General features: G+C 66.2%; 20 protein-coding genes and 1 pseudogene. 13 read left to right on the top strand and 8 right to left on the bottom strand.

What is annotated here, in order from left to right; translation table 11 throughout:
* Positions 1-25: 25 nt before the first annotated feature.
* The 3 genes from J3R73_RS01895 to J3R73_RS01885 all read right to left on the bottom strand — a co-directional run bounded on the left by J3R73_RS01895 (position 26) and on the right by J3R73_RS01885 (position 3,250).
* Positions 26-1,279, bottom strand: coding sequence for a M20 family metallopeptidase (locus J3R73_RS01895; RefSeq protein WP_307421857.1), 1,254 nt, complete (start codon positions 1,277-1,279; stop codon positions 26-28).
* Positions 1,276-2,487 (bottom strand): ROK family transcriptional regulator, encoded by a 1,212-nt coding sequence (locus tag J3R73_RS01890; RefSeq protein ID WP_307421854.1) that lies wholly within the window; start codon positions 2,485-2,487, stop codon positions 1,276-1,278. The genes J3R73_RS01895 and J3R73_RS01890 overlap by 4 nt, the downstream gene beginning before the upstream one ends.
* 226 nt (positions 2,488-2,713) lie before the next feature.
* Complete coding sequence (locus tag J3R73_RS01885) at positions 2,714-3,250, bottom strand: HNH endonuclease (RefSeq protein ID WP_307421852.1); 537 nt, start codon at positions 3,248-3,250, stop codon at positions 2,714-2,716.
* A gap of 436 nt (positions 3,251-3,686) precedes the next feature.
* Here J3R73_RS01885 and J3R73_RS01880 point away from each other — a divergent pair, with 436 nt between their 5' ends.
* From J3R73_RS01880 to J3R73_RS01870, 3 genes are all read left to right on the top strand, one after another.
* Positions 3,687-5,204 (top strand): phytoene desaturase family protein, encoded by a 1,518-nt coding sequence (locus J3R73_RS01880; protein ID WP_307421850.1) that lies wholly within the window; start codon positions 3,687-3,689, stop codon positions 5,202-5,204.
* Positions 5,205-5,430: 226 nt separating this feature from the next.
* Entirely contained in the window at positions 5,431-5,754 is a 324-nt protein-coding gene (locus J3R73_RS01875; RefSeq protein WP_307421847.1) for a carboxymuconolactone decarboxylase family protein, read from the top strand.
* Positions 5,755-6,085: 331 nt separating this feature from the next.
* Entirely contained in the window at positions 6,086-7,549 is a 1,464-nt protein-coding gene (locus tag J3R73_RS01870) for an MFS transporter (protein ID WP_307421845.1), read from the top strand.
* A gap of 8 nt (positions 7,550-7,557) precedes the next feature.
* Here the strand turns inward: J3R73_RS01870 and J3R73_RS01865 are convergent, their stop codons facing one another.
* The 4 genes from J3R73_RS01865 to J3R73_RS01850 form a co-directional block, all read right to left on the bottom strand.
* Positions 7,558-8,466 (bottom strand): hypothetical protein, encoded by a 909-nt coding sequence (locus J3R73_RS01865; RefSeq protein ID WP_307421843.1) that lies wholly within the window; start codon positions 8,464-8,466, stop codon positions 7,558-7,560.
* A 65-nt stretch (positions 8,467-8,531) separates the two neighbouring features.
* Entirely contained in the window at positions 8,532-8,951 is a 420-nt protein-coding gene (locus J3R73_RS01860) for a DUF983 domain-containing protein (RefSeq protein ID WP_307421841.1), read from the bottom strand.
* Positions 8,952-9,270: 319 nt separating this feature from the next.
* Positions 9,271-10,362, bottom strand: a complete 1,092-nt coding sequence (locus J3R73_RS01855; RefSeq protein WP_307421839.1) for a DUF4272 domain-containing protein — start codon at positions 10,360-10,362, stop codon at positions 9,271-9,273.
* A 157-nt stretch (positions 10,363-10,519) separates the two neighbouring features.
* Positions 10,520-11,311: an MBL fold metallo-hydrolase gene (locus tag J3R73_RS01850; protein WP_307421836.1), complete on the bottom strand. Its 792-nt coding sequence runs from the start codon at positions 11,309-11,311 to the stop codon at positions 10,520-10,522.
* A 175-nt stretch (positions 11,312-11,486) separates the two neighbouring features.
* Between J3R73_RS01850 and J3R73_RS01845 the strand changes: the two genes are divergently transcribed.
* The 5 genes and pseudogenes from J3R73_RS01845 to J3R73_RS01825 all read left to right on the top strand — a co-directional run bounded on the left by J3R73_RS01845 (position 11,487) and on the right by J3R73_RS01825 (position 18,452).
* Complete coding sequence (locus J3R73_RS01845; RefSeq protein ID WP_307421834.1) at positions 11,487-12,170, top strand: cysteine hydrolase family protein; 684 nt, start codon at positions 11,487-11,489, stop codon at positions 12,168-12,170.
* Between the two features lie 55 nt (positions 12,171-12,225).
* The gene (locus tag J3R73_RS01840; RefSeq protein WP_307421832.1) at positions 12,226-13,122 is read left to right on the top strand and encodes a LysR family transcriptional regulator; all 897 of its coding nucleotides are present in this window, start codon (positions 12,226-12,228) and stop codon (positions 13,120-13,122) included.
* Positions 13,123-13,192: 70 nt separating this feature from the next.
* Positions 13,193-14,200, top strand: a pseudogene (gene pdxA / locus J3R73_RS01835) (4-hydroxythreonine-4-phosphate dehydrogenase PdxA); the annotation flags it as partial.
* A gap of 2,303 nt (positions 14,201-16,503) precedes the next feature.
* Positions 16,504-17,139, top strand: a complete 636-nt coding sequence (locus J3R73_RS01830) for a TetR/AcrR family transcriptional regulator (RefSeq protein ID WP_307421830.1) — start codon at positions 16,504-16,506, stop codon at positions 17,137-17,139.
* Positions 17,136-18,452 (top strand): nucleotide disphospho-sugar-binding domain-containing protein, encoded by a 1,317-nt coding sequence (locus J3R73_RS01825; RefSeq protein WP_307421828.1) that lies wholly within the window; start codon positions 17,136-17,138, stop codon positions 18,450-18,452. The genes J3R73_RS01830 and J3R73_RS01825 overlap by 4 nt, the downstream gene beginning before the upstream one ends.
* Before the next feature lie 373 nt (positions 18,453-18,825).
* Here J3R73_RS01825 and J3R73_RS01820 read toward each other — a convergent pair whose 3' ends face one another.
* Positions 18,826-21,075, bottom strand: coding sequence for a caspase family protein (locus J3R73_RS01820; RefSeq protein ID WP_307421825.1), 2,250 nt, complete (start codon positions 21,073-21,075; stop codon positions 18,826-18,828).
* 220 nt (positions 21,076-21,295) lie between these two features.
* On the opposite strand from J3R73_RS01820, the gene J3R73_RS01815 reads away from it, so the two are divergent.
* The 5 genes from J3R73_RS01815 (at position 21,296) to J3R73_RS01795 (ending at position 24,229) form a co-directional block, all read left to right on the top strand.
* Positions 21,296-21,568, top strand: a complete 273-nt coding sequence (locus J3R73_RS01815; RefSeq protein WP_307421824.1) for a hypothetical protein — start codon at positions 21,296-21,298, stop codon at positions 21,566-21,568.
* A 129-nt stretch (positions 21,569-21,697) separates the two neighbouring features.
* Complete coding sequence (locus J3R73_RS01810; RefSeq protein ID WP_307421823.1) at positions 21,698-21,997, top strand: hypothetical protein; 300 nt, start codon at positions 21,698-21,700, stop codon at positions 21,995-21,997.
* Positions 21,994-22,425: a PIN domain-containing protein gene (locus tag J3R73_RS01805; RefSeq protein WP_307421821.1), complete on the top strand. Its 432-nt coding sequence runs from the start codon at positions 21,994-21,996 to the stop codon at positions 22,423-22,425. The genes J3R73_RS01810 and J3R73_RS01805 overlap by 4 nt, the downstream gene beginning before the upstream one ends.
* Before the next feature lie 153 nt (positions 22,426-22,578).
* Positions 22,579-23,040 carry an AlbA family DNA-binding domain-containing protein gene (locus J3R73_RS01800; protein WP_307421819.1) on the top strand — a complete coding sequence of 154 codons (462 nt, stop codon included), beginning with the start codon at positions 22,579-22,581 and terminating at the stop codon, positions 23,038-23,040.
* Positions 23,041-23,090: 50 nt separating this feature from the next.
* A protein-coding gene (locus J3R73_RS01795) for an IS3 family transposase (protein WP_307421818.1) occupies positions 23,091-24,229 on the top strand; the annotation gives its coding sequence in 2 pieces (ribosomal slippage) (positions 23,091-23,358 and positions 23,358-24,229; 1,140 coding nt in all).
* The last annotated feature ends 36 nt before the right edge of the window (positions 24,230-24,265 follow it).

Genomic DNA, 24,265 nt, shown 5'->3' with positions numbered 1-24,265 from the left:
CTCCCTCTATGGCCGTCATGGCCCGTTATGGCTTCCCGTAGGTGGCGAGAAACGCGGCGAAGGCGACGACGCCGTCGAGATAGTCCTCGATCACGACATGCTCTTCGAGCGTGTGGCAGTTGCGGATGTCGCCCGGCGCGCAATAGACGGCGGGAATGCCGAGCCGGTTGACGAGGAAGGGCGCCTCCGACCAGTAGGACGCGCCTTCGATGGCGCCCCGGTCCGGACGCACCGCCTTCACCGCTTCGACCAGGAGGCGCACGGCCGGCAGGTCCGGCGCCGTCTCGCTCGGCGTGCCGCCCAAGCGGTGGTCGCGTCCGGCGGGATAGGCGAAGGCGAGGCGGATGCCGGGATCGAGCGGCGCGCTCCCCACCGCCGCCTCCAGTTCGGCGACCGCCTGATCGAGGCTCTCGCCGGGCAGCAGCTTGAGGATCAGGCTGATGCGGCACTCGCCGGGCACGGCGATATAGCCGCCGCCCTCGATGGTCGTCACCAGCAGGAAGGGATGGCCGACGAGGCCGTGCGGCGCCCGTGCCTCCAGCCTCGCGGAATGGGCGAACAGCGCGCCCAGGATCGCATGCGAGGCCTTGAGCGCGTCGATGCCGAGCTCGGGCACGCCGAAATAGGCCGAGCGGCCGGTCACGGTGATATCGCAGATCAGGAAGCCCATCTGCGCGGCGTAGACATTGAGCTGCGTCGGCTCGACATAGACGGCGAAGTCGGGCCGCGGCACGGCGCCGGCCTCGATCTGCGCCACGAAGGCCTTCATGCCGGCGCTGACGCCGGTTTCCGGCTCGCCGCTCTCCTCGTCGCCGATGAAGGCGAACTGGAGATCGGCCGGCGCGCGCAGGCCGGCGGCGGCGAGGAGGCGGGCGGCCGCGAGCGTCGTGCAGATGCCGGCCTTGAGGTCGCCGCTGCCCCGGCCCCACAGGGCGCCGTCGACGACGGCGCCGCCGAACGGGTCCTCGCGCTCGGTGCCGGCCCATTTTTCGCGCCAGCCGCGCACATGCACCGTGTCGGTATGGCCGGTGAGGAGGAGGGTCGGGCCGCCGCCCGCACCCGGGAGCCGGCCGCGCACATTGGGCCGGTCCGGCGCGAAGGCGTCGAGCTGCACATCGGCGGCGCCGAGCGCCGAGAGCTCTTCGGCCAGCAGACGGGCGAAAGCCGCCTCCGTGCCGGTGACGCTCGGCGTGCGGACCGCACGCCGGAGGAGGCCGACGGCCTCATCCCGGTCGAGAGCGGCCCTGAGGCGGGGGATGAGTGCGGTGTCGATGGTCATTCGGCGGCCCTCGCCAGGCTCGATCCGGGGATGGTGAAGTCGCCGGGCATGTCGGGGATGCCGAAACGCTGGTTGTGCAGGCGGTGCACGGCCGACGACACCGCGCCGACCAGGCCGGCGGCGCTGCCGAGCGCGCTCGGCCGGATATCGACCGGCCGCGCGAATACCGAAGGCATCGCCCGCTGCACGCGCTCGACCAGTTCCGGCTGCACGCCGATACTGCCGCCGAGGACGATGCGTTCGAGATCGACCGTCGCCTGCAGCGCGGCGATGGCGAGGGCGACGATATGGGCGGTGTCGTCGAGAACGGCGGCCGCCTGCGGCTCGCCCTGGGCAAGCCGGGCGAAGATGTCGCGCACCGTATCGGCTCCCTCGCCGCCGCAGGCGCGATAGCGCCGGAGGATGCCGGCCGAGCCGACCTCCAGCTCGAAGGAGCCGACGCTCCTCGCTTCGGGCGAGGTGGTGTCGGCGCCGAGCGGCAGATAGGCGACCTCGCCGGCCGCGCCGGTGGCGCCGCGCACCAGCTCGCCATTGACGACGAGGCCGAGACCGACGCCGGTGCCGAGCGCCAGGAAGGCGGCGTTGCGGCAGCCCTGCGCCCCGCCCCGCCAGGCCTCGCCGAGCATGGCGAGGTTGACGTCGTTCTCCAGATGGACCGCCCGGCCGAAGAGGCTGCCGAGCACCTGCGGGACATCGAGCTCGGACAGGCCCCTGATGTTGGGAATGAGGCCGATGCGGCCCGAACGCGGATCGACGACGCCGGGCGTCCCGATGACGATGCTCTCGATGCGTGCGGCGTCGATGGCGGCCGAGGCGGCGAGCTTCGCCGCGAGGCCGTGGATCTGGTCGAGCACATGGCGGCCGCCGCGCGGATCGGTCGGCTCGGTCAGGTCGCCGACCACCTTGCCGACGAGGTCGGCCACCGCCGCCGTCACCTTGGTGCCGCCGAGATCGACGCCGAGGGAGTAGGCGGCGTCCTCGGCGATCTCATAGGTCACGGCCGTGCGGCCGACGCCGCCGCGGCTCGTCCCGGCCGACTTGACCCAGCCGCCGGCCTCCAGTTCGCCGATGACCTGCGACATCGTCTGCTTCGACAGGCCGGTGACGCGGGCAAGGTCGGCCCTCGATATCGGCGCCTGGTGCAGAAGCGCTTCCGCGACGATGCGGCGCGAAAACTGCCTGGCCAGAGAGGGATGGTCCTGACTCACGATCCGCCCATTAGTTCGTTCCCATGACGAACAAATAGACTATAAAAAATGGATCCGTCAAGGCCGGTCGGCGGAGATCGCCCTCTTTTTGAAGCACGCGGCGGACGGCCCGATTTCCGGCGACGGCGCAAGTGGAGCGGCGATCACCGATCGCCCTTCTTGGAAACGCCAGCCTGCAGGCGAGGAAGAGGTCGATCGGGGATCGCCTCTCCAATCTCGCCCGCCGTCACCCCACGAGTTCGCTGTCCCAGTAGAGATAGTCCACCCAGCTCTCGTGCAGGTAGTTGTGCGGATAGCGCCGGCTGGTTTCCAGGAGGTTCCAGGGAGACGGCCGCGCCGGCTTCCTGAACGGGCGCATGTCCAGGCGGTCGGCCTTCAGGGCGTTGCACGGGCCGCATGCCGCGACGATGTTCTCCCATGACGTCGCCCCGCCCCTGGAGCGCGGGATCACGTGCTCGAACTGCAGATCCCTCGCCGCGAAGCCCTGCCCGCAATATTGGCAGGTGAAGGCGTCGCGCAGGAACAGGTTGAAGCGGGTGAAAGGCACGGTGCGGTCGACCTTCTGGTAATCGCGCAGCGCGACGACCGAAGGCAGGCGGACCTTCGTCGACGGGCTGCGCGCGAAGGCGTCATATTCGGCGACCACGCTGACGCGGTCGAGGAACACGGCGCGCAGGGCGTCCTGCCAGGACAGGAGAGATAGCGGAAAATACCGCAGGGGCCTGAAATCGGCATTCAATATCAGCGCGGGATGAGACGACATGCTTACCTCGAACACAGTTCTCCCGGATCGAGCGGCGAGCGGGCCGCGGGAGGCCGGAAGCCCGCCTTCGACGGCCGCCCGGCGGACGCGAATGTCCGGCAAGGAAAAGACACTATCACGACAGGGGGCGGCACGGGGCAGGCCGACGGGTTCTTGCCGGCGGGACGGCGGATCCCGTCGCCCGCCTCGTCGTAGCGGAACTGCATCGGCCGGACGTGCCCGCTGTTCATCGCCCCTCGCATTGGTCCTCGCCGGCAACGAGCGCGGTAGGGCGACGAGAGTCGCCGGCATTGATGCCGGTCAACCTCCAGATCGCATCGCCATGCGATACCGCACGATGCTGGAAACCCGTCCGCCCGGAATGGAAAGGACGTTTTCCTCCCGAGGTTGCTGATGGCGCTTTTTCGGTGCGAGCGAGCCCAAAGGACGGCGGACCATGACAGGAGCGGCAGGCAGGATCATTATCGTCGGCGGCGGAATCGCCGGACTGTGCGCGGCCGTCTACGCGCAAGGAAGCGGCTACCGGGTTGAAATTCTCGAACAGCATCACAGCCCGGGAGGCCTGGCCACGAGCTGGCGTCGAGGCGATTACACCTTCGAGACCTGCCTGCACTGGCTCGCCGGTTCCAATCCGAGCGGCACCCTGCACGCCGAATGGCGGGAGGTATGCGACATCGACAGCCTTCATTTCGTCGACCATGACGAGTTCGTCCGCCTCGAGGACCAGCATGGCGGGCGCCTGCGGATCTACACCGATGTCGATCGCCTGGAGGCGGAGCTGTTGAGCGTCGCGCCGGAGGACGAGGTCGAAATCCGGCATTTTGCCGGCGCCATCCGCCAGCTGGCGGACTTGCCGATGCCCCGGCTGGACGAACCGTGGCCGGCGCGGGTCGCGAGCATGCTGAAGATGCTGCCCGACCTGCCGTTGCTCTGGCGTCTTTCGCATCTGAGCGTCGAGGATTACGGACGGCGCTTCAGCCCCCCCTTGCTGCGTGCCTTCTTCTTTGGGGGCGGAGGCGCGGAAAAGCTGTCGGTGCTGGCTCTCGTCATCTCGCTCGCCTGGATGGGCAATCGAAACGCCGGCTACGCCATCGGCGGCTCCCAGGCGATCATTCGGCTGATCCTCGAGCGCTTCCTCGCGCTCGGCGGGCATATCCGCTGCGAGGCCCGCGTCAGCAGGATCCTGACCGAAGGCGATGTCGCCACCGGCGTCCAATTGGAAGACGGCGAGACAATCGCCGCCGACTGGGTCATCTCGGCTGCCGACGGTCATGCCACCCTGCATGATCTGCTCGGCGGCGCCTATACCGACAGGGCTTTTGAAACGGCATTCGCCCGGTACGAGACCTTTCCATCCTATCTGCAGGTCTCGCTCGGCGTGGCGCGCGACCTGTCGCAGGAGCCGGGTTACCTGACGCTTGTCCTCGACGACGCCGTCGAGGTCGATCCCGAGACGCGCCTGCAGACATTGTCCTACCGCATCTTCCACTACGATCCGACTTTCGCGCCGCCCGGCAAGACCGCCGTGACCTGTTTCCTGCCGACCCGCAATTTCGCCTTCTGGGCGGATCTGCGCCGCGACGACCTCCAGCGATACCAGGCGGAGAAGGATCGCGTGGCCCAGGCCGTCATCGCCGTCCTCGAACGCCGGTTGCCCGATATCGCGACCGTCATCGAGACGGTCGACGTGTCGACGCCCGCGACGGTGGTCCGCTGCACCGGCAATTGGAAGGGCAGCATGGAGGGCTGGCTGATGACGTCCGACACGGGCTTCGGCTCGCTGCCTCGGACCCTGCCGGGGCTCGAACGCTTCATGATGGTCGGACAATGGGTTCAGCCGGGAGGCGGCCTTCCGAGCGGCCTCCTCACCGCCCGCGCGGCCGTCCGGGCGATCTGCCGCGAGGATCACGCGCCGTTCCTGCCCGAGGGATCGGAGCGAGAGGTCGCCGAATAATGAAGGGGGCAAGTGCCGATAGGAACCGACGCAGTCGGGCCCGCAGACGTGGCGGCAGCCGGCTACGGCGCCTTCCAGGCCGGTTCGATAGCTGAGTACGCCGCCTCACACTCCCATTCTCGCCGCTCCTTGATCCGCGTCAAGGAGAGCATGAAGATTTTCCGGTGAGCTGCTCTGCGGGGAACAGCCGGTGGCGTCTTTCCGGTTGCCGGCCCAGGAGGATTGCATGGTGGATCAGGCCTCTCTGACGAGCCGGGCGTTTCAGACATTCACCGGGGAGGCGCCGGCGCACGCCGAAGCCTGGATGACTGCGGTCTCGGCCTTGGGCGCAGCCAGCGCCCTGGCGTCCAAGACCGGGCATCTGGCCTATCTGGCGGTCCTGGCTGCCGCGCGGCTGCACGATGGCCTGCCCTTTCACGTCACGCTCGCCAAGCAGGCTGGAGCGAGCCGCGCAGAGATCGCCAGCGCCATCCTGGTGGGGTTGCCGGCCGTCGGCAACGCCGTCGTGTCCGCCCTGCCTGTCGCCCTCCAGGCCTTCGACGCGGCCTGAACTGTCGCGCGGACGGCGAGGCCCCGGCGCCGACGAAGCCGACGTCTTGGCCGCCTCGCCCGCCGCCGTGCCGCGAGACGTCCCGCAGCGCCTGTCTGCCCGGCCTGGGAAGCCCTTCGGCACGCCGCCGGGGACGAGCCACCCGCCAGGATCATGGCTGGGCTGCATTCTCGATTATTGCGGCCGGCAACCTATTTTTGCCATTTCCGCCGGGCAGAAGCATCCTTATAACGATTTGCTGCCTTGATGACCGGCCGAAGTCGACGTGCTTTCGCCGGCGATTTTTAGTGGTCCGCGCGAGCGGGTCCTTTGTCATGAATTGCCCTTTTCCATGTCGGACGTAACAGCCGGTCCGGTGCCTCAGCTCGCCAGGCCCAATTTCAGGACTATCGCCCTCATCATCGCCAGCGCCATGTTCATGGAGCAGCTCGACGCCACGGTGCTGGCGACGGCGCTGCCGACCATGGCGCACTCCTTCGACGTCTCGCCCGCCCATATGAGCATCGCGCTGACGTCCTATCTGCTGAGCCTGGCGGTGCTCATTCCGGCCAGCGGCAAGGTGGCGGACCGCTTCGGCGCGCGGACGGTGTTCACCTGCGCGATCATCGTCTTCGTGCTCGGCTCCGTCCTGTGCGCGCAGGCGCCGACCCTGCCCTTCCTGGTCGGCGCGAGGCTGCTCCAGGGCGCCGGCGGCGCAATGATGATGCCGGTCGGCCGGCTCGTCCTGCTGCGCACGGTCGAGAAGAAGGACATGGTCTCCGCCATGAGCTGGCTGCTGGTGCCGGCGCTGATCGGGCCCATCCTCGGCCCGCCGGTGGGCGGCCTGATCGTGACCTATCTCGACTGGCGCTGGATCTTCTACATCAACGTGCCCATCAGCGTCCTCGGCATCGTGCTGACGCAGATCTTCATTCCCAACATGCGCGAGCACAAGCGCGAGCCCTTCGACCTCATGGGCTTCGTCCTCTCCGGCATTTCGCTGTCCTTCCTGCTGTTCGGCTTCGAGATGACCAGCCGCGGCGCGCTCGAAGAGGCGCCGCTCGCCTTCGCGCTCATTGTCCTCGGCATCGCCAGCGGCGCGGCCTATGTGGTCCATGCCCGGCGCCCGCGCGATTTCGCCCCCATCCTCGATCTCTCGCTGATGCGGGTGCGCACCTTCCGCATTTCGGTGATCGCCGGCTCGCTGTCGCGCATCACCCAGGGCGCCCAGCCCTTCCTGCTGCCGCTGATGATGCAGATCGGCTTCGGCATGTCCGCCGCCGAGAGCGGCCTGCTCACCCTCGCCACCGCCGGGGGCTCGATGCTGATGAAGGCCGCCGCCAAGCCGGTGCTGCGGCGTTTCGGCTTCCGCACGACGCTGGTCTGGAACGGCGTGCTGTCGAGCCTCCTCTACGCGGCCTGCGCGACCTTCCGGCCCGACTGGCCGCAATGGGCGATCTTCCTGGTGCTCATGGTCTGCGGCTTCTCGATGTCGCTGCAGTTCACCGCCTACAACACCGTGGCCTATGACGACATCCCGCCGACACGGACCTCCTCGGCGAACAGTTTCTACACCACCTTCCAGCAATTGATGCTGTCCTTCGGCATCTGCGCCGGCGCCATGGCGCTGACCGCCTCGCGCCTGGTCAGCGGGCATCTCCACCCGGCGCTCGGCGATTTCTCGGTGGCCTTCATCGTCGTCACCGCGATCTCGCTGCTGGCCGCGCCCGTCTGCGCCAAGCTGCCCGCCAATGCCGGCGACGCCATGAGCGGGCGCCGGAACAAGCAGCGGCGCGCCGCCGAAGTCGCCATCTGAGGCGGCGCCTATTCCGGCGGGGGAACGCCGCGATAGGGCTCGATCGCCTCGACGCCGAGCAGAGCGGTGAGTTTCTCGCCATCGCTGACGCGCCGGAACCAGCCCGGCGCCGCCCACGGCGCCGCTCCGTCGAGGTTCGGCGCGCCGCGCCCGTCGCGGACATCGTCGATCCACAGCGTCCGCGTCTCCAGCGAGATCCGCGTCAGGCCGGTGGCATTGGGCACGCCGGCATGGGCGTGGGCGCCGGAGAAGGCGATCACCTCGCCGGGATCGATGACGACGGGGACGATGGTGCCGACATCGACCTCGCCGGAAAGATGCGGAATGGCGTCGTCGGCGCTCATGGCGTGGCGCCCGGCCGTCCTGGTGCGGGCCAGCACGGCTTCGAGGTCGAAGGCCGCGCTGGTGTTGGGCACCGGCCGCGACCACAGGTCCGGAAAGATCGCGAAGGTCCGCCCCGCCGTGATCGGATAGACCGGCGCCCACCAATTGACCTGCGCATAGAGATTGGATCCCCAGGTGTCGCGGTGGAAGGCGATGGTGGCGGTCGAGCGCGTGCGCGGCAGTCCGGCGCCGGGATCCTGATGCGGCTGGAAGCGCAGATGCAGCTTGTCGCGGGCGATCCGTCCGGGATCGAGCCCGGCGCCGGCGAAGACGCCGGCCCACAGGCGCTGCACCTCGGCCGACTGCGCGAAGGCCTTTTCCAGGCCGGAGAACGTCTCCACCTGCCCGCCATGGTCGAGATGGCGGTGGATCTCCGCCGGGGCGTGCGGCGCCAGCCCCTCTTCGAGGAACGCCCGCGTGAAGGCGATCAGCCCCGCCATCGGCGCGAGGTCCCCGAACCGGATCACTGCGCCGTCATAGAGGCTGTCGTGGAACGCGCGCGGAGAGACGGGCACGTCGGCGGGAGAATACATGGCGGCGCGCCCTTCGCGGGTCTATCGATCCGCAATCCTTACAATCGCAGCGAGGCCTTCGTCCATCATGTCGGCCGCACGGCCTGGCCGGCATGGGAGGCAGCGGCATCTGCGGTCACCAGGCGCCCCTCCTCGGCCTTGTTGATGTATTGGCTCGCCACCAGCACGCCCTTGATCGGCCTGAGGATGGGAATGCAGCACAGCAGCAGGAAGGGCAGCGTGGTGACGAAATGCACCCAGACGGGCGGATTGTAGGTCAGCTCCATCCACAGGCCGAAGCCGGTGGCGGGAAAGGCCATCGTCATCATCACGAAGAAGGCCGGGCCGTCGGCCGGATCGGCGAAGGAGAAGTCGAGGCCGCAGGCATTGCATTTCGGCGCCAGCCTGAGGAAGCCGTTGAAGAGGTGGCCCTCGCCGCAGCGCGGACACCGCCCGCGCAGGCCGACGCGCCAGATCGATTGGGATGCCGCCGAATGTTCTTCCATCACCCTGTCTCCCTGTCGGGCTCGCCCGCTCCGCAGACAATGTATGCATCATAGATCCATACATTGAGCGTCCGCTCCGCCGGCCCGCATAGATTTCGGCTACTTTTGCCGAAGCGCAGCCCGAAATGCCGCCGTAGAAGCGCGCGGCGCCCTGCGCCGCGCATTTGATCTAATATTGTATGCATACAAAATCAAGACAATGAAGGTGCGACATACAGACAGGCGGGATCCGCCTTCCGGGCGCCTCCGCTGGCCCGAGGCGCCAACCGGCTGGCCGTCGCGGGCTCGTCGTCCCCTCCTGCTGTCGCCCTCGAAAACCTCAGGTCGGGGTGTCGACATCGTCCCAGGGCTCATCCACGTTCTGGAAGCCGGTCAGCCAGTTCAGCGCGCGATGGCGTTCGAACACGATGGAGGCGTCGATGCCGGGAAGGATGCGGTTGTCGAGAGAGGCCTGCCGGACCGACCAATGCAGCCGGTAATGATAGTCGAGCACGTCGAGGATCTCGTCCGTCGGACGCAGGCTCGCCTGGTCGAGCGTCTGCGGCAGCATGCACATCCTCTCCACCGTTGCGGCGAGCTCGGCGGCATCGGCGATGGTCCGCGGCTCCGACAATTCGCGGTGGTGGCCCAACGCCCAGAGAAGCAGGTTCAGGTCTTCATAGCGGGCGTCCATATCCGCGAGAAGGCCGGGATCGGGGGAGCGTTCGGCGAGAAAGAGGAGCTCTTCCCCGGTGAGGAAGGCCTTGCCCTTGGCAAAGCGGGCATGCATGCCGGGGATCGCCTCCGGCATGCCGCGCATCCACGCCTCCGCTTGCGCGGCGACGATCATCAGGGCCATGGCCCGGCCGGCGACCTCGCGCGCCGGACGCAGGACCACCTCGTCCATGCCGATGACGGGCGGGAGGCGGCCCAGGGTCTTGACGTTCGCGGCGGCGAGCACGCGCAGCGTCCTCTGCTTGCGTTCATGCGCATCGGGCGGATAGGGCAGCGCGGCATCGTCGTCCGTCCGCCCCTCGATGTCGATGAGGACGGCGCCGGCCGGATCGTGCACCGAACTGACCGGCAGGAAATGAATCGTGTTCGCCCGCCGTGCCCAGGCGGCGAACGCCACCAGATGCCGCGGTTCGACGGTGAGGGCGAACTGAACCCTGGTCCTGTCGATATGACGCAGCAGGTGATAGCGTATCGACGTCATCTCGCCGTCGCCGCGCCCCTCCACATAGCGGCGGAAGCCCCACAACTGCCGGACCATCTCCGGATGGCTTCGATCGCGCCGATTGTGCAATTCATGGGGAAAGTCCGGCTCGGGCGGCGCGCGCAAGGTCGAATAGCTGTTGATGAGGAGGGGATCACCGTCCTGGACATAGGGCGAATCGAACCACCGAAGGGACCCGACCTGCACAACCGACATGGATCCCCCGCTTGTTTGCCCGCACAGCGACGACGCCGTGAAACGGTTTCCCGAATCGGTCAAAACGTCTTTGCTTGAAGCTGATGTATAGAAAGTTTTCTTGAAGTCTACCGCACCGGCCGGCAAGCAACAAGTCTGCCCCGCAGAAATTCTGGGATCAGGCCGCGCCGCGGCTTTCGAGATAGCCCCTGACGATCTCGGCGAGGCGTTCGCGCCCGAAGCTGTCCCGGTGCCCGCCATGCACGACGCGCACCGGCAGGCCGGCGAGCCGGCGCATGGTCTCGACATAGGCGGCGACGTCGCCGCCGGGCAGGTCGTCGATCAGGATGCCGTCATAGATGGCGTCGCCGCCGATCAGGGTGCCCGTCTCCGCTTCCCAGACGGCGATGCTGCCGGGCGAATGGCCGGGCAGATGCAGCACGGTGAAGCGGCGGGAGCCGATGTCGACGACGTCGCCCTCGCCGACGAGCCGGGTCGGCTCCGCGCCTTCGAGCCGGTAGCCGTCGAGATCGTAGCCCCGCCAGGGCACGGCGTCGACGAGCCAGCCTTGCGTGTCGAAGCCGGCCGCCGCCAGCCGGGCGCGCTGGTCCGGCGCGAATTGCGCGAAGCTCAGTCCTTTTTGCGCGTCGGGTGCGCGGAGGTCGCCGGCCTCGGCGGGATGGACCAGGATCTCGGCGTCCGGAAACTCCCAATGCCCGCCCCTGTGGTCGAGATGGGCATGGGTCGAAAACAGGATCAGCGGCTTGTCGAGCAGCGGCGCGAGCGCCGGCCGCAGCCGGCCGACCCCCATGCCGCTGTCGACCAGCAGATCATGCGTCGTGCCCTTGACGAGGAAGCAATTGGCGCGGACCAGCCTGACGCAATGCGGCTCGGTGATGCGATGAAGGCCCGGCTCGACCTCGGTGATCGCGAACCACGGATCGGCGACCGGCAGCTGATCGTTCGTCATGTCCCTGTCCGTTCCGTCGCGGAGGCGCCTGCTCCGGCCTGTCGACAAGCCGGAATTCGGCTATATCATGCCGGTCCCGCCACAGGAACGGGCGCGTGGAACGGCCGGGCTGCGGCGCGGCCGGGCAGGCCCTCCGTCCGCCGCCGCCGGACGCCCGATACCGAAGAGAATACCGATGCCTTCGCCGACCGCCATTGCCGCCCGCCCCTTCGACTATCCCTATGACGGCAGGCTCCTGCCGGCGTGCACGGCGCTGCTGGTGATCGACCTCCAGGTCGATTTCCTCTCGCCCGACGGCTATTTCGCCCGCAAGGGCTATGATCCCGCACCGCTGCGCGCCATCCTGCCGGCGGTCAATGCCGTCATCGCCGCCGCCCGCTCGGCCGGCTGCCTGATCGTCCATACCCGCCAGGGCTACCGCGCCGACCTCGCCGACATGACGCCCTACGAGCATTGGCGGCGCAAGCGCGCCGGGCTCGACGGCACCGATATCCTCGTGCGCTCCTCGCCGGGCTTCGAGATCGTGCCGGAGATCGACGTCGCGCCGGGCGACGTCATCGTCGACAAGACCGCCAACGGCGCCTTCACCCATACCGACCTGGAGCATGTGCTGCGGGCCAGGGGCATCACCCATCTGCTCTTCACCGGCTGCACCACCGATGTCTGCGTGCACACCACCCTGCGCGAGGCGGCCGACCGCAACTTCCAATGCCTGCTGATCGAGGACGCCTGCGCCAGCGGCGACGCCTACGCCCACGCCGCCGCCGTCCATATGGTGACGGTCGAGGACGGCATCTTCGGCGTCGTCGCCACCGCGCAGGACGTGATCGGCGGCCTGAAACGCGCCGCGCCGCGCTGACCCAGGGACCGCGGGCGGGGCCCGGCTCTCCCGGCGAATGTGATACCCTGCGGGTATGGACATCACGCTGAACCAGATCCGCTATTTCTGCACCCTGGCCGCTGCCGGCAATTTCGGGCGGGCGGCCGAGCGGCTCAACATGTCGCAGCCGCCGTTGAGCCGGCAGATCGCGGCGCTCGAACGCGATCTCGGCACCGTGCTGTTCGAGCGCACCCCCAAGGGGGTCGAGCTCACCGCGGCCGGCCGCCAGTTCCTCGGCGACGCCGCCGGCATCCTGCGCCTGGTCTCGCAGGCGCGGCGCAACGCTTCCGCCGCCGGGCGCGGGGAGGTCGGCGAGCTGACCATGGGCTTCACCATGTGCGCGGCCTACAGCGTGGTGCCCGCCCTCGCCAAGCGCTACCGCAAGGCGTTCCCCGCAGTGGCGCTGCATGTGCGGGAGCTGATGCCGAGCGCGCTGGAGCGCGATCTCAGGGATGGCGCGGTGGACATCGCCATCAGCTTTCCCGGCGCCGAGACGGCCCGCTTCGCCACGCGCACGCTGCTGAGCGAACCGCTCAGCCTGGTGCTGCCGGAGCGCCACCGGCTGGCGCGGGCAAGGCGGGTGAAGATGGAGGACCTCGCCGAGGAGCGCTTCCTGATCGTGCCGCGCCAGCAGGCGCCGAGCCTGCACGACACCATCGTCGGGCGCTGCCGGGAAGCCGGCTTCACCCCGATCATCGGCCTCGAGGTCTATCTGCAGCAGACCATCGTCAATTTCGTCGCCGAGGGCCTCGGCATCGCGCTGGTTCCCGCCTCGATGCGGCGCTCCCAGATCGAGGGCGCGGTGTTCAGGCCGGTGGAGCGGCCGCCTGCCATCGAGCAGATCCTGTTCTGGTCGCCGGAAAACAGCAATCCCTGCATCGCCGGCTTCCTGTCGTGCTGCGACGGGCTCGACCGGCAGGCCGCGGGTTGAGCGATCGGCCCGCTTGCACCATGATGGCCGCAGTGCCGCGCCCCTCGCCGCCCCAGGTTGAACAGATCCGATGAACGCTCCCGTCCCCGCCTCCCGGCCTCCGCTCGCCATCACCATGGGCGATCCCGCCGGCATCGGCCCCGAAATCGTCGCTAGGCTCGCGGCGGACGGCGATCGGCCGGCCGATCCCTTCATCGTCGTCGGCGATGCCGGCATGCTGCGGCGGGCCGCAGCGATCGTCGCCCCCGGCCTCGCCGTCGAGGCCGTCGACGACAGCTTCGCGGGCCTCGACGAGATCTGGCGGCGCGGCGCCCTTCCCGTCCTGCAAACCGGCGAGCCCCTGCCGCCGGACCTCGCCTTCGGCCGGGTCGACGCCCGCGCGGGCGCCGCCTCCTACGCCTATATCCTGCGCGCCATCGACCTCGCGCTCGCCGGCCGGATCGCCGGCATCGTCACCGCGCCGATCACCAAGGAGGCGATGCGCGCCGCCGGCATCGCCTATCCCGGCCACACCGAGATCCTGGCCGACCGCTCGGGCACGCGCGACTTCGCGATGATGCTGGCCAATGACGAGCTGCGGGTGCTGCTCGTCTCCATCCATGTCCCGCTCGCCGAGGCGATCCGCGCGGTAACGGTCGAGAGCGAATTGCGCGCCATCCGCCTTGCCCGCGATGCCTGCCGCGCCTTCGGCATCGACCGGCCGCGCGTCGCCGTCGCCGGCCTCAATCCGCATGCCGGCGAGAATGGCTTGTTCGGCCGCGAGGACCTCGACATCATCGCCCCGGCCATCGCGGCGGCGCGGGCCGAAGGCATCGACGCCTCCGGCCCCTGGCCCGGCGATACCGTGTTCATGCGGGCGCGGCGCGGCGCCTTCGACATCGTCGTGGCGCAATATCACGACCAGGGGCTCATCCCGGTCAAATATCTCGGCGTCGACCACGGCGTGAACGTCACCGTCGGCCTGCCCTTCATCCGCACCTCCGTCGACCACGGCACGGCCTATGACATCGCCGGCACCGGCCGCGCCTCCCATGCGAGCCTGGCTTATGCGCTGAAGCAGGCGGTGGCGATGGCGGCCGCCGCGCCGGCTCCGCGCGGCGGCGTGCCCGACTTCATCTTCATGCTCACCCGGCAGGACCGCACCGTCCCCGACGCGCAGGAGAGGCTGGCCGAGGCGCTCGGCGCCGGCGTCCGCCATATCGGCTTCAAGGATGTCGGCCTGCCGCTCGAGGCCCTGCACCGCCTCGCCGACGCGATCCGGGCCGGCGGCGCGCGGACCTATCTCGAAGTGGTCAGCCTCGACGAAGAGAGCGAGGCCGCTTCGGCCCGCGCCGCCCTCGCCCTCGGCGTCGACGTGCTGATGGGCGGCACGCGGCCGGCGGTCGTCCTACCGATCATCCGCGGCAGCGCCATCCGCTATTATCCCTTCCCCGGCCGGATCGCCGGCCATCCGAGCCGGCTCGAAGGCACGGCCGAGGAGATCGTCGCCAGAGCGCGGAACCTCGCCGCGCTCGACGGCGTGCACGGCCTCGATCTCCTGGCCTACCGTTTCCAGGGCGATGCGCCGGCGCTGATCGCGCAAATATGCGCCGCCATCGGCAAGCCCGTCATCGTCGCCGGCTCGATCGACCGCGCCGAGCGCATCGGCGCCGCAGCGGCCGGCGGGGCGGCCGCCTTCACCGTCGGCACCGCCGCGCTCGACGGCGCCTTCCCGGCCGACGGCCCGGGGCTCGCGGCGCAATTGCGGGCGATCGAGGCGCTGCGGGGGAACGGAAGGGCGGCAGGCGGCCTGCCCGGATAGGAAGCCTCGCGCCTCGTGCCTCCCGGGTGCGCGGGCGTCCCGTCCGCCCCGGAAACGCGGCGCTCGAAGATCGAGACGTTGCGCTTGCGGGTCGGCATCTCTCCTGGGACCGCGGGCGTCTCGCCCGCTCTGGAAACGCCGCGCTCGAAGGTTGAGACGTTGCGCTTGGGGGTTGGCAAGAGCGGGCGAGACGCCCGCGGTCCCAGGGAGGAACGCCAAACCGGCGGCGATAGTGCGGCTGGTCATCCCGGACGCGGTGCGGCACGTGAGTGACGCATCGCAGATCCGGGATCGCGCGCAGAAGGAACCTCATCCTGCACGCGGTCCCGTGTCTGCACCGCACCCCTGCGGGGTGCCGTGCGCACGGGATGACGATGGCTCTGCGGGCATGCGTCTTCGTCGCCGCGCCCTGAGCGGGCCGGATTGTGCTGGGGAAGATCGGGGCGGCGACGGCTGTTCTCGTGTCAGCCGTGGTGCGGTGTAGTATCGTGGTCGTGAGGAATCGTGGCCTGGCATGTTGTGCAAGGCCGCCGTCGCCCCTTTCCCGCCAGGCCGGGGCGCGCCAACAGGCAACGCGCCGAGGCCCGGCTTCTTTCCCATCGATCCGGATCAAGCCTTCGGCCTGACCCGGATTGCCTGACGGGAGGCATGAGCCGGCGCCGGAGGGCACGGTTCCCTCCCTCACCAGCCGTGCCGGACAGGCCACGCACCCCGACACGGCTTCCGGGCCAGGAAAGCCAATCGGGACGCAAGCCTCACCCACGGAACGGGCGGGACAGGGGCCTTGGCGGACGGCTTATGTCTTCGCCGCACCCCGCCGGCCGGGCAGCCGGGTCCCCGTGCTGCTGCGGCCGCGGACGCTGCGGGCCGGGTTTGCCGGCCGCCGGCGTCCGACAAGGCGATCCGGCCTGGAAGGCCCGCCCTCCCGTCCTTGCGGACGATACGGCAGGCGGCCGGCGCCTCTCCTGTCTCGCGCGGGATCGAGGGCAGGCCCGAAGGCGGCCCGATCCCGGCACGTTCCTCATCGAGCCCCGTGTGCAGACCTGACGGCCGGGTGATCGCACACCCGGCGCTACCGGATGTCGGCGGTCCCGGCATTGCTCGCAAGAGCAATGGGGCGGTCTGCAGCGATCCCTCTCGGCGCCGGCCCCGTCCTGGTTTCCAAGCCAGGACGAAACGGACAAGCGCCTTGATGCGGCTGGCGCGCCGCAGGCATAAACCGGGATCGGCCGGAGTGGGTGGAAGGCACGGGGCGGTATCGCGAACCTTGGCCCCGCCGCGCTTCGTTCCGGAACAAAGTAGGCCATGGGGAAGGGCGGATGTCAAGATTTGTTCGCATTTTGTTCCTGCGGAGAGCACTGGCACGAAATTCGTAAACTGGCTGCATCGCTTGCTGGTCGCGGCATTCCAAAGGTCGTGCAGATACATTCCTGCTGCCGAGCCGGCCGCTCGCACCCAATGCGGCAAATCCCATCGCACCCATCACTCGGATCCACGCCGCCCTGACCGTTCCGGATTTCATGTCAATCCGGGTGACATGATTATTGCACCGCCCTCCATTTCGTGTCACTGATATTGACATGAAAATAGCCCCCTCCCCGCCATCCCGCCTCTACCGCCAGACCGGGCGCGCGCAGGCTGCCGAGGAAACGGCGCGGCAGATCCTCGACGCGTTCAGCGACTGCATGCGCAGCCGATGGTTCGACGAGGTGACGCTGGAGGAGGTCGCCGATCGCGCCGGCGTGAACGTCAGGACGGTCATTCGCCGGTTTGGCGGCAGGGAGGGGCTGCTCGAAGCCTTCGTCGACGCCTTCATTCCGTCCGTCGCCATCGACCGCGGCACGCCGCCCGGCGACGTCGCGGCCGCCATCGACCGGCTGGCCGACATCTATGAGGTCTGGGGCGACAGCGTCATCCGCAACCTCGCGCAGGAGCCGCGCCACCCTGCCCTGAAACGGCTCCTCGACCTCGGCCGCGAACGGCATCGTTCCATCACGGCAGCCACCTATGCGCCCTGGCTCGATCGCCTCGCGCCGGCGGAGCGCATGCGGACGCTCGACGCGCTCGTCGCCGCCACCGACGTCTACATCTGGAAGCTGGCCCGGCGCGACATGCAGCGCTCGCGGAACGAGGCCGCCGGGATCATGCGCATGCTCGTCGACGCCGTTCTCGAACGGGCCTCGCCACGCCTATCGGGAGAGAATTCGTCATCATGACCGCGTGCAGATCCCTGAGCTTCCTGTTCGCCACGGCCCATCTCGGCGGCAATGTCTCGCCGGTCATGCCGATCGTGCGCCGGCTGGCCGGCGCCGGACACAAGGTGCGGGTGATGAGCGACGGCGTGAACCGCCTGGATGCGGAAGCCGCGGGCGCGCAGTTCAGGCCCTGGCGCCGCGCGCCCAATCGCACCGACCGTGGGCGCGAGGGCGATCCGCCAGACTGGAGCGTGAGCGACAAGGAGGGCATCGGCATGGTCGCCCGGTTCCTGGCCGGCACGGCCCTCGCCTATGCGGAGGACACCATCGAGGAGCTGAGGCGCGAGCCGGCGGATCTCCTGATCTGCTACGACATGCTGCTCGGTCCCATGCTCGGCGCGGAAGCCATCGGCCAAAGGCTTGCGCTTCTCGGCACGATGATCAGCTTCTTCCCGCTGCCGGGGATCGCGCCGCTCGGCTCCGGCCTCGGCATGGCGCGCACGGAAAAGGAAAAGGCGGCGCAGGACGCCGCCCGCCTCGAAATGTCGGCGATCTTCGATGCCGCCCTGCCGGAACTGAACGCGGCACGCGCCCGGCTGGGTCTTGCCCCGCTCGATCATCTGGCGGACCAATGCCATGCGGCCTCCGTGCATTGGCTCGGCACGGCGCGGGCCTTCGATTTCGAGGCCGCCGTGCTGCGGCCCACCATGCGCTATGCCGGCCCGCTCATCGGCGACCCCGCCTGGGCCGAACCATGGCATTCGCCGTGGGACAAGGGCGATGCGCGCCCGCTCGTGCTCGTGGGCTTCTCGACCAGCTTCCAGAACCACGCCGCCGTCCTGCAGCGCGTGATCGATGCGGCATCCTCCCTGCCCGTGCGCCTGCTGGTCACCCTCGGCGGCCCGATCGAGGCAGACGAACTGGTGCCGGCCGGCAATACGGCGGTGGTCCGCAGCGCGCCGCATCTCGAGATCATGAAAGAGGCCTTGCTGGTGATCACCCATGGCGGCCATGGCACTGTCATGGCCGCCCTCATGCACGGGCTGCCGCTCCTGATCATCCCGCACGGCCGCGACCAGGCCGACAATGCCGCCCGCGTCGTCGGGCGCGGCGCAGGCCTGTCGGTCCCGCGCACGGCCTCGACGGAGGAGATCCGCGCCGCCCTCGCCCGCCTGATCGCCGAGCCGACCTTCAGGGCCGCAGCCGGCAGGCTCGGCGAGGCCGTCAACAAGGAAGCGCGGGAGAGCACGCTGGTGGCGGAGATTGAAGCGCTTGCGGGGGATGGCGGTGGCGGTCCTTATGGTCCCGGCCCTCAGGAGAAGGCCCTCGCGTGACGGCCGGGTGAAGGGAGCGTGGCCCGCCGGAGGCAGCTGCGGAGGGGCCAATCGACAATATCCGGCTGGAACCTACCTTCATCGATAAAACGCGCCTCCATCAACCGTTCGGCGGCAAGTGATATTGTCTCGCGCAGAATATCGGCATCCGGGGTCATTTCCACCCAGGAGCCGCGTGTGCATGGTGTGGTCGTCGCAGCTCCTTCCGTCAGATTTGCGCTTTGCAACCCAAACCTATCTGAAATCACGGTGACCACCGCAACTGCCTGCCAACGCCCTCGGGCGTCGGCTTTCTGGCGGGCATCGACCAATAAGGGAAAGCGACCGGGTCCTCTCATCAGCAGCAACGGTGTTGAAGTCGGCCTTTAAATTTCTAAGGCGAAATTGCAGCCTCCGTCGACAATTTCCACTGAATTCGAGCAGCGTCCGGAGTCGTCAACATGCTCTTGGCATTGTCAGTCGACTTTATCGTGTTTCCTTCAATAACGGCAAAGTCCTTCGATCCTAAACCGACCAAGCGGCTCACCAAGGCGGCTTTTACAACATCCACCAAATCGACAATTGCAGAATTACCGTGCCCAACCGCGACAAGCGTAGCGTCGCGAAATTCCGCTGAAATGACAGGCGAGTTCTTCCCGGAGACGTGAGCGGGTAAATCGATACGAGAGCGCTCCTCTCCAGTTTGGGCGTTCACCAATATCAATGCTGCATGGTCGCCCGACGACGAAAGGGCCAGCAAGGTACCGTCAGGCGAAAATGCCAACGGAACTCCGGCATCGGCTGGTAGTTTTGCGACAATCGCACCCGTGCGGGGGTCGATAATCGCCGGTTGTTTTCCTGCAACCGCCAATTCTTTGCCATCGGGAGAAAATTTGAGTGCCGACACGTCCTCATCTGGCATATTCAAAATTACTTTACGTTTTTTGACATCAAATACGGTCAACCCATGAAGGTCGGCCGCAGCCAGCGAACCGTCCTGGGTCTGCGTGCTCGACCGCAATTCTTCATTTTTGATTCCAAATTCCCAAATCAGCTTGCCTGTATCGACATTCCATAGCCTCAGACTGCTTACAGGAAAGCTAGCAGCGGTGCTTGATGTCAACAAAGTACCATTATCCGCCGGAGTAGCATAATTTATACTGTTACCGTGTACTTGAAATGACTTAATTCTCTTAATTTTTTTAAAATCCCAAACATGTATGTATACATAATTACTGACGACAAGCTTGTTACCACCATCAGCAAACGATTCCAACTGAAAGCGATCATCGTCTGATTTGCTCACGAGGCTGCGGCTGCTCACAAGGGTGCCAGTTTTGAGATCCCATACTCGAAGGTTGGCTTTCCACCCTCCCGCCAACAGCCGATTTCCATTGTCCATAAAATGAAGTGCGCTCGTGCTTTCACCGAGTCCCCAACTTATATCTTCCGCACTATCCAACGAGCGAAAACTAGTGGCTAGGGCGAGACTGCCGTCGACAGGCACCGGCCCAAGTGCATCCTTCTCGATGATTGTTACTGAAGGGGGGACAGGACCAACAGAAGCTACTCTTTCCGGAGAGTCGGCAGGCTGATCTGGAGTGGATACGGCGATCTGCGAGCCTGCATTCTTTGGGATATTCGCCGGCAGAGATGGAGGCGCGCTCAGGGCTATGATGCGGTGTGCGGCCATATCTTCAAAAATAGTTCCAGCGTAGCGCTGCCTGAAAGCTGCGAGCAAGGAAATGTCATCGGAATGAGCCAGCGTCGGCCACACGATGGCGGCTTCGGAGACACGAGGATCGAGACCGAAAGCTTCATGCGGAGGGCTAGACGCGGAGGTTGCGATTCCTTCATTTGCCGCATTTGCTTGGAGTGCGGACAAAGCAATCGTACCCCCTCCGAGCGAGCCGTTGACGAAGGGCTCCTGCGTGTTGCCAGTGCTTGCCATCACGTCGTCGCGCACTTCGCCCAGTGCAATACGGATATCGACCCCCGGCTCTACGATGTGTTTGACCAGAGCGGTCGTAAAAGGACTGTTGGGGCCATCGCCATCCTGCGCAACCTCACCCGCCTTCGCGGAGAACGCGATCAATGTATTAACCGTGGAAGGTTCAATCCGAGCGAAGCCCCTCGACACCGAGCGTGTAGACGTCGTCTTTGCCATCTTCGGCAAGAAGGGGTTGTCTCGGCAAGCATCAAGGATTACCAATTTCAGCCGCTTGGCGCCCTCGATGGCTCGCAGAGCGCGATCCAGCGTGATCGTCTCATCTTCGACATCCCTATCAGATATTAATTTCGCATCGATAGGCACCAGATAATCTGTGCCATTCATCTCCATGCCATGCCCGGAGTAGTATATCATCGCTATATCGGCATTCGCCGCTTCGTCTTCGAAAGAGCGCAATGCTTTGATCATGCCATCGCGACTGAGATCGGTAGCGGCGTGCACCGTTGTGAAACCGGACTTCTGTAGAGCATTGGCCATTGCGGCAACGTCATTTGCAGGGTTGTTCAGGGTACTGACTGCCGCGTAATGGGCATTGCCGATGAGGAGGGCGACGCGCTTATCGGCTAAGGCCGGTTCAGCAAAGCAGATCGACCCAACAAAAGCTGCCACAGCCAGCAGCGCACGCCTCTGCATCGATCTTCTCCACCCTTCGCCAGCATTAGATTACCATGGCGCAACGGCGTGTAAAGCGCCCGAGAAAACATACTCTCAGCGAACCTTTGCATGTTATGGCGCAGGGAAACAGAAAGTGCTGAACTCGGAGACCTGCTCCGGTGTAAACTGCCGATGCTTAGCCTTCTAAACGTTAAGTGCCGCCACAAACTTTCTGCGTTCGAATAGCGGTACATTTTATTTGAGTAGACATTCTTGTAGTAGAATAAAATGCAGTGTCACCGTTCTTCGGGCAGGCCTGTCGGTCCTGCGCACGGCTTCGACGGAGGCGATCCGCGCCGCGCTCGCCCGCCTGATCGCCGAGCCGACCTTCAGGGCCGCGGCCGGCAGGCTCGGCGACGCCGTCAACAAGGAAGCGCGCGAGAGCACGCTGGTGGCGGAGATTGAAGGGCTTGCGGGGGATAATGATGGCCTTCCGTCCGGTGCGGCGCCTCTTCGCATCTTGCTCAGATAGGCACTTCTTCACTGTTTCGAGGCCTCGTCGCGGGTGTAGATTGCCCCTCTGATCCACCGTTGCCGCAGCCCCGCGCCTTGCCGGCGGGAAGCCCTCTGGCTATATTACTGGAAATAAGCAGGAGTCCCCATGGGAAGTTCACAGAAGCGCGCCATCCGGAATTACCGTTCCCGTCTTGGCGAGCGCGGCTTGGCGCGCTTCGAAGTGCTCGGCCGGGACGCCGATCGCAACCTGATCCGATCGCTCGCCCGGCGTCTGTCGGAAGATACGCCCGAGGCCTCGGAGCTCCGCGCTGCCGTGAGCAGGTCGCTCGCACGCGAGCCGGCCGAGCCTGGCGGAATCCTTGCCGCCTTGCGTCGTTCGCCGCTGGTGGGCGCCGATCTCGATCTCTCCCGCCCCCGTGAAGAGGGACGCAAGATCGACCTGTGACGCGCTACCTCCTCGATACCAACATCATCAGCAACGTCGTCAAACCGCAGCCGTCGGCATCGCTCCTGGCTTGGATGTCGGCGCGGCGCGACGAGGATCTGTTCATTGCCTCTCTGACCGTCGCGGAAATCCTGCGCGGCGTTCTGGAAAAGCCGCGCGGCAAGAAGCGCGACGCCCTCAAGGCTTGGTTTTCCGGGCCGGACGGACCGCAAGCGCTGTTCGCCGGCCGCATCCTGCCGTTCGACGACAGAGCGGGCCTGATCTGGGCGCGGCTGATGGCGGAAGGAAAAGCGGCGGGCAAGCCGCGCAGCGGACTCGACATGATCATCGCCGCCATCGCGGGAGCGAACGCGTGCGTGCTGGTGACCGATAACGAAAAAGACTTTGCCGGGCTCCAGGTCCTCAACCCGATACGCGGGGCAGTCTGATGCAGCCGGAATTTCAGAGTCACTGCACTTTATTTGAGTAGGTGTCCTATCGCAAAATAAAGTGTGGTGCCGCAGGGAATTGATCATATGCGGCAAGAAGTACTCGTGATAGCTGTCGAGCATGGGAGAGGTTGAATTTCTAACGAGAGATCCATGATCCCCGAAACGCTTGATGGTTGGACATTCGACGTCGTTCGGACGCTCTGCGAGCAGTTGCAGCCTGAGGGAGAACGGCACGATTTCAAGTTCGAATTTCAAGAACCTTGCAAGACGACTAAGATCTGCTGCGCTTTCGCAAACGCATACGGTGGTTTTTTGGTCGTTGGGGTACGAGACGGCGGGCCGCCAGCCGCAAGACCAGAAGGAATCCGCAGAAGTCTGGAGATTTTGAAGGTGCTTCGCGACAAGGTCAAAGCTGAACCAGAGATCGAGATCCGAGGTCCCAGGCCGATACCTGTGCCTGGCTCGGAGAAGGTTATTTATGTGTTCGAAGTGCCGCGCAGCGAGCGGCGACCGCACTTGCCGAGCCGCAAGGAGGATCGCGTTTTCTGGAAGCGTCTGGGTTCACAATGCGAACAAAAGAGCTGGCTCGGGAAAAACGGACAGGACCGATAAGTGGAATTTGGCCCTGAACCTGGCATAGGATGCCAAGGACAGGAGCGACGATGACGAGACGAGCACGCCGGAACCATGGCCCGGCTTTCAAGGCGAAAGTAGCCTTGGCGGCGATCAAGGGCGAGAAGACGCTGAATGAGTTAGCTCAGCAGTTTGATGTCCACACCAACCAGATCAGTCAGTGGAAGACACAGCTTCTTGAAGGGGCAACCGGGGTATTCGGTGCGGGTGGCACGGCCGTGCCAGCTTCGTCCGGGGTTGATGTCAAAACCCTCCATGCCAAGATCGGGGAGTTGACGCTTGAGAATGATTTTTTAGAAGGAGCGCTCACCAAGGCCGGCCTTCTGAGCGCAAGAAAATGATCGACCGCACGCACGAACTTCCGATCACTCGCCAAGCCAAGGCTTTGGGACTGGCGCGAAGCAGCGTCTACTATCTGCCCCGTCCTGTGCCGCCCGCCGACCTTACCCTGATGCGGCAGATCGACGAGCTGCACCTTGAGCATCCCTTCGCCGGTTCTCGCATGCTGCAAGGTCTTTTGGCTGCCGATGGGCACCAAGCCGGACGGTTGCACGTCGCCACGCTGATGAAGCGCATGGGGATAGAGGCAATCTACCGGCGACCGAACACCTCGAAACCAGCGCCGGGACACAAGATCTATCCCTATCTCCTGCGCGAACTGCCGGTGACCAAGCCCAATCAGGTCTGGGCGATGGACATCACCTACATCCCGATGCGGCGTGGCTTTGTCTATCTGGCAGCCGTGGTGGATTGGTTCAGCCGCCGCGTGCTGTCCTGGCGGCTCTCGATCAGCATGGAGGCGGACTTCTGTATCGAGGCGGTCGAGGAGGCTCTGGTGCGTTATGGCAAGCCGGAAATCTTCAATACCGATCAAGGCAGCCAGTTCACCAGCGAGGCCTTCACCGGCTTGCTGATCAAGAACGACATCAAGATCAGCATGGATGGCAGGGGCGCCTGGCGCGACAATGTCTTCGTCGAGAGAATTTGGAGGTCGGTGAAATACGAGGAAGTCTATCTCCACGCCTACGACACGGTGTCCCAGGCCCGCGCCTCGATCGGCCGATATTTGATTTTCTACAATACCCGCAGACCCCATTCGAGCCTTGACCGGAAGACACCCGATCAGGCCTACTTCAGCCAGCCAACCCCAATCCCGGCCGCGGCATAATACGGGCTGAAATCCACTTATCCGGCAGGGCTAAGC

Source organism: Labrys monachus, from assembly GCF_030814655.1.
GTDB lineage: Bacteria > Pseudomonadota > Alphaproteobacteria > Rhizobiales > Labraceae > Labrys > Labrys monacha.
Note: the sequence above shows the minus strand (reverse complement) of the source record. Positions and strands in the feature narration are given on the sequence as shown.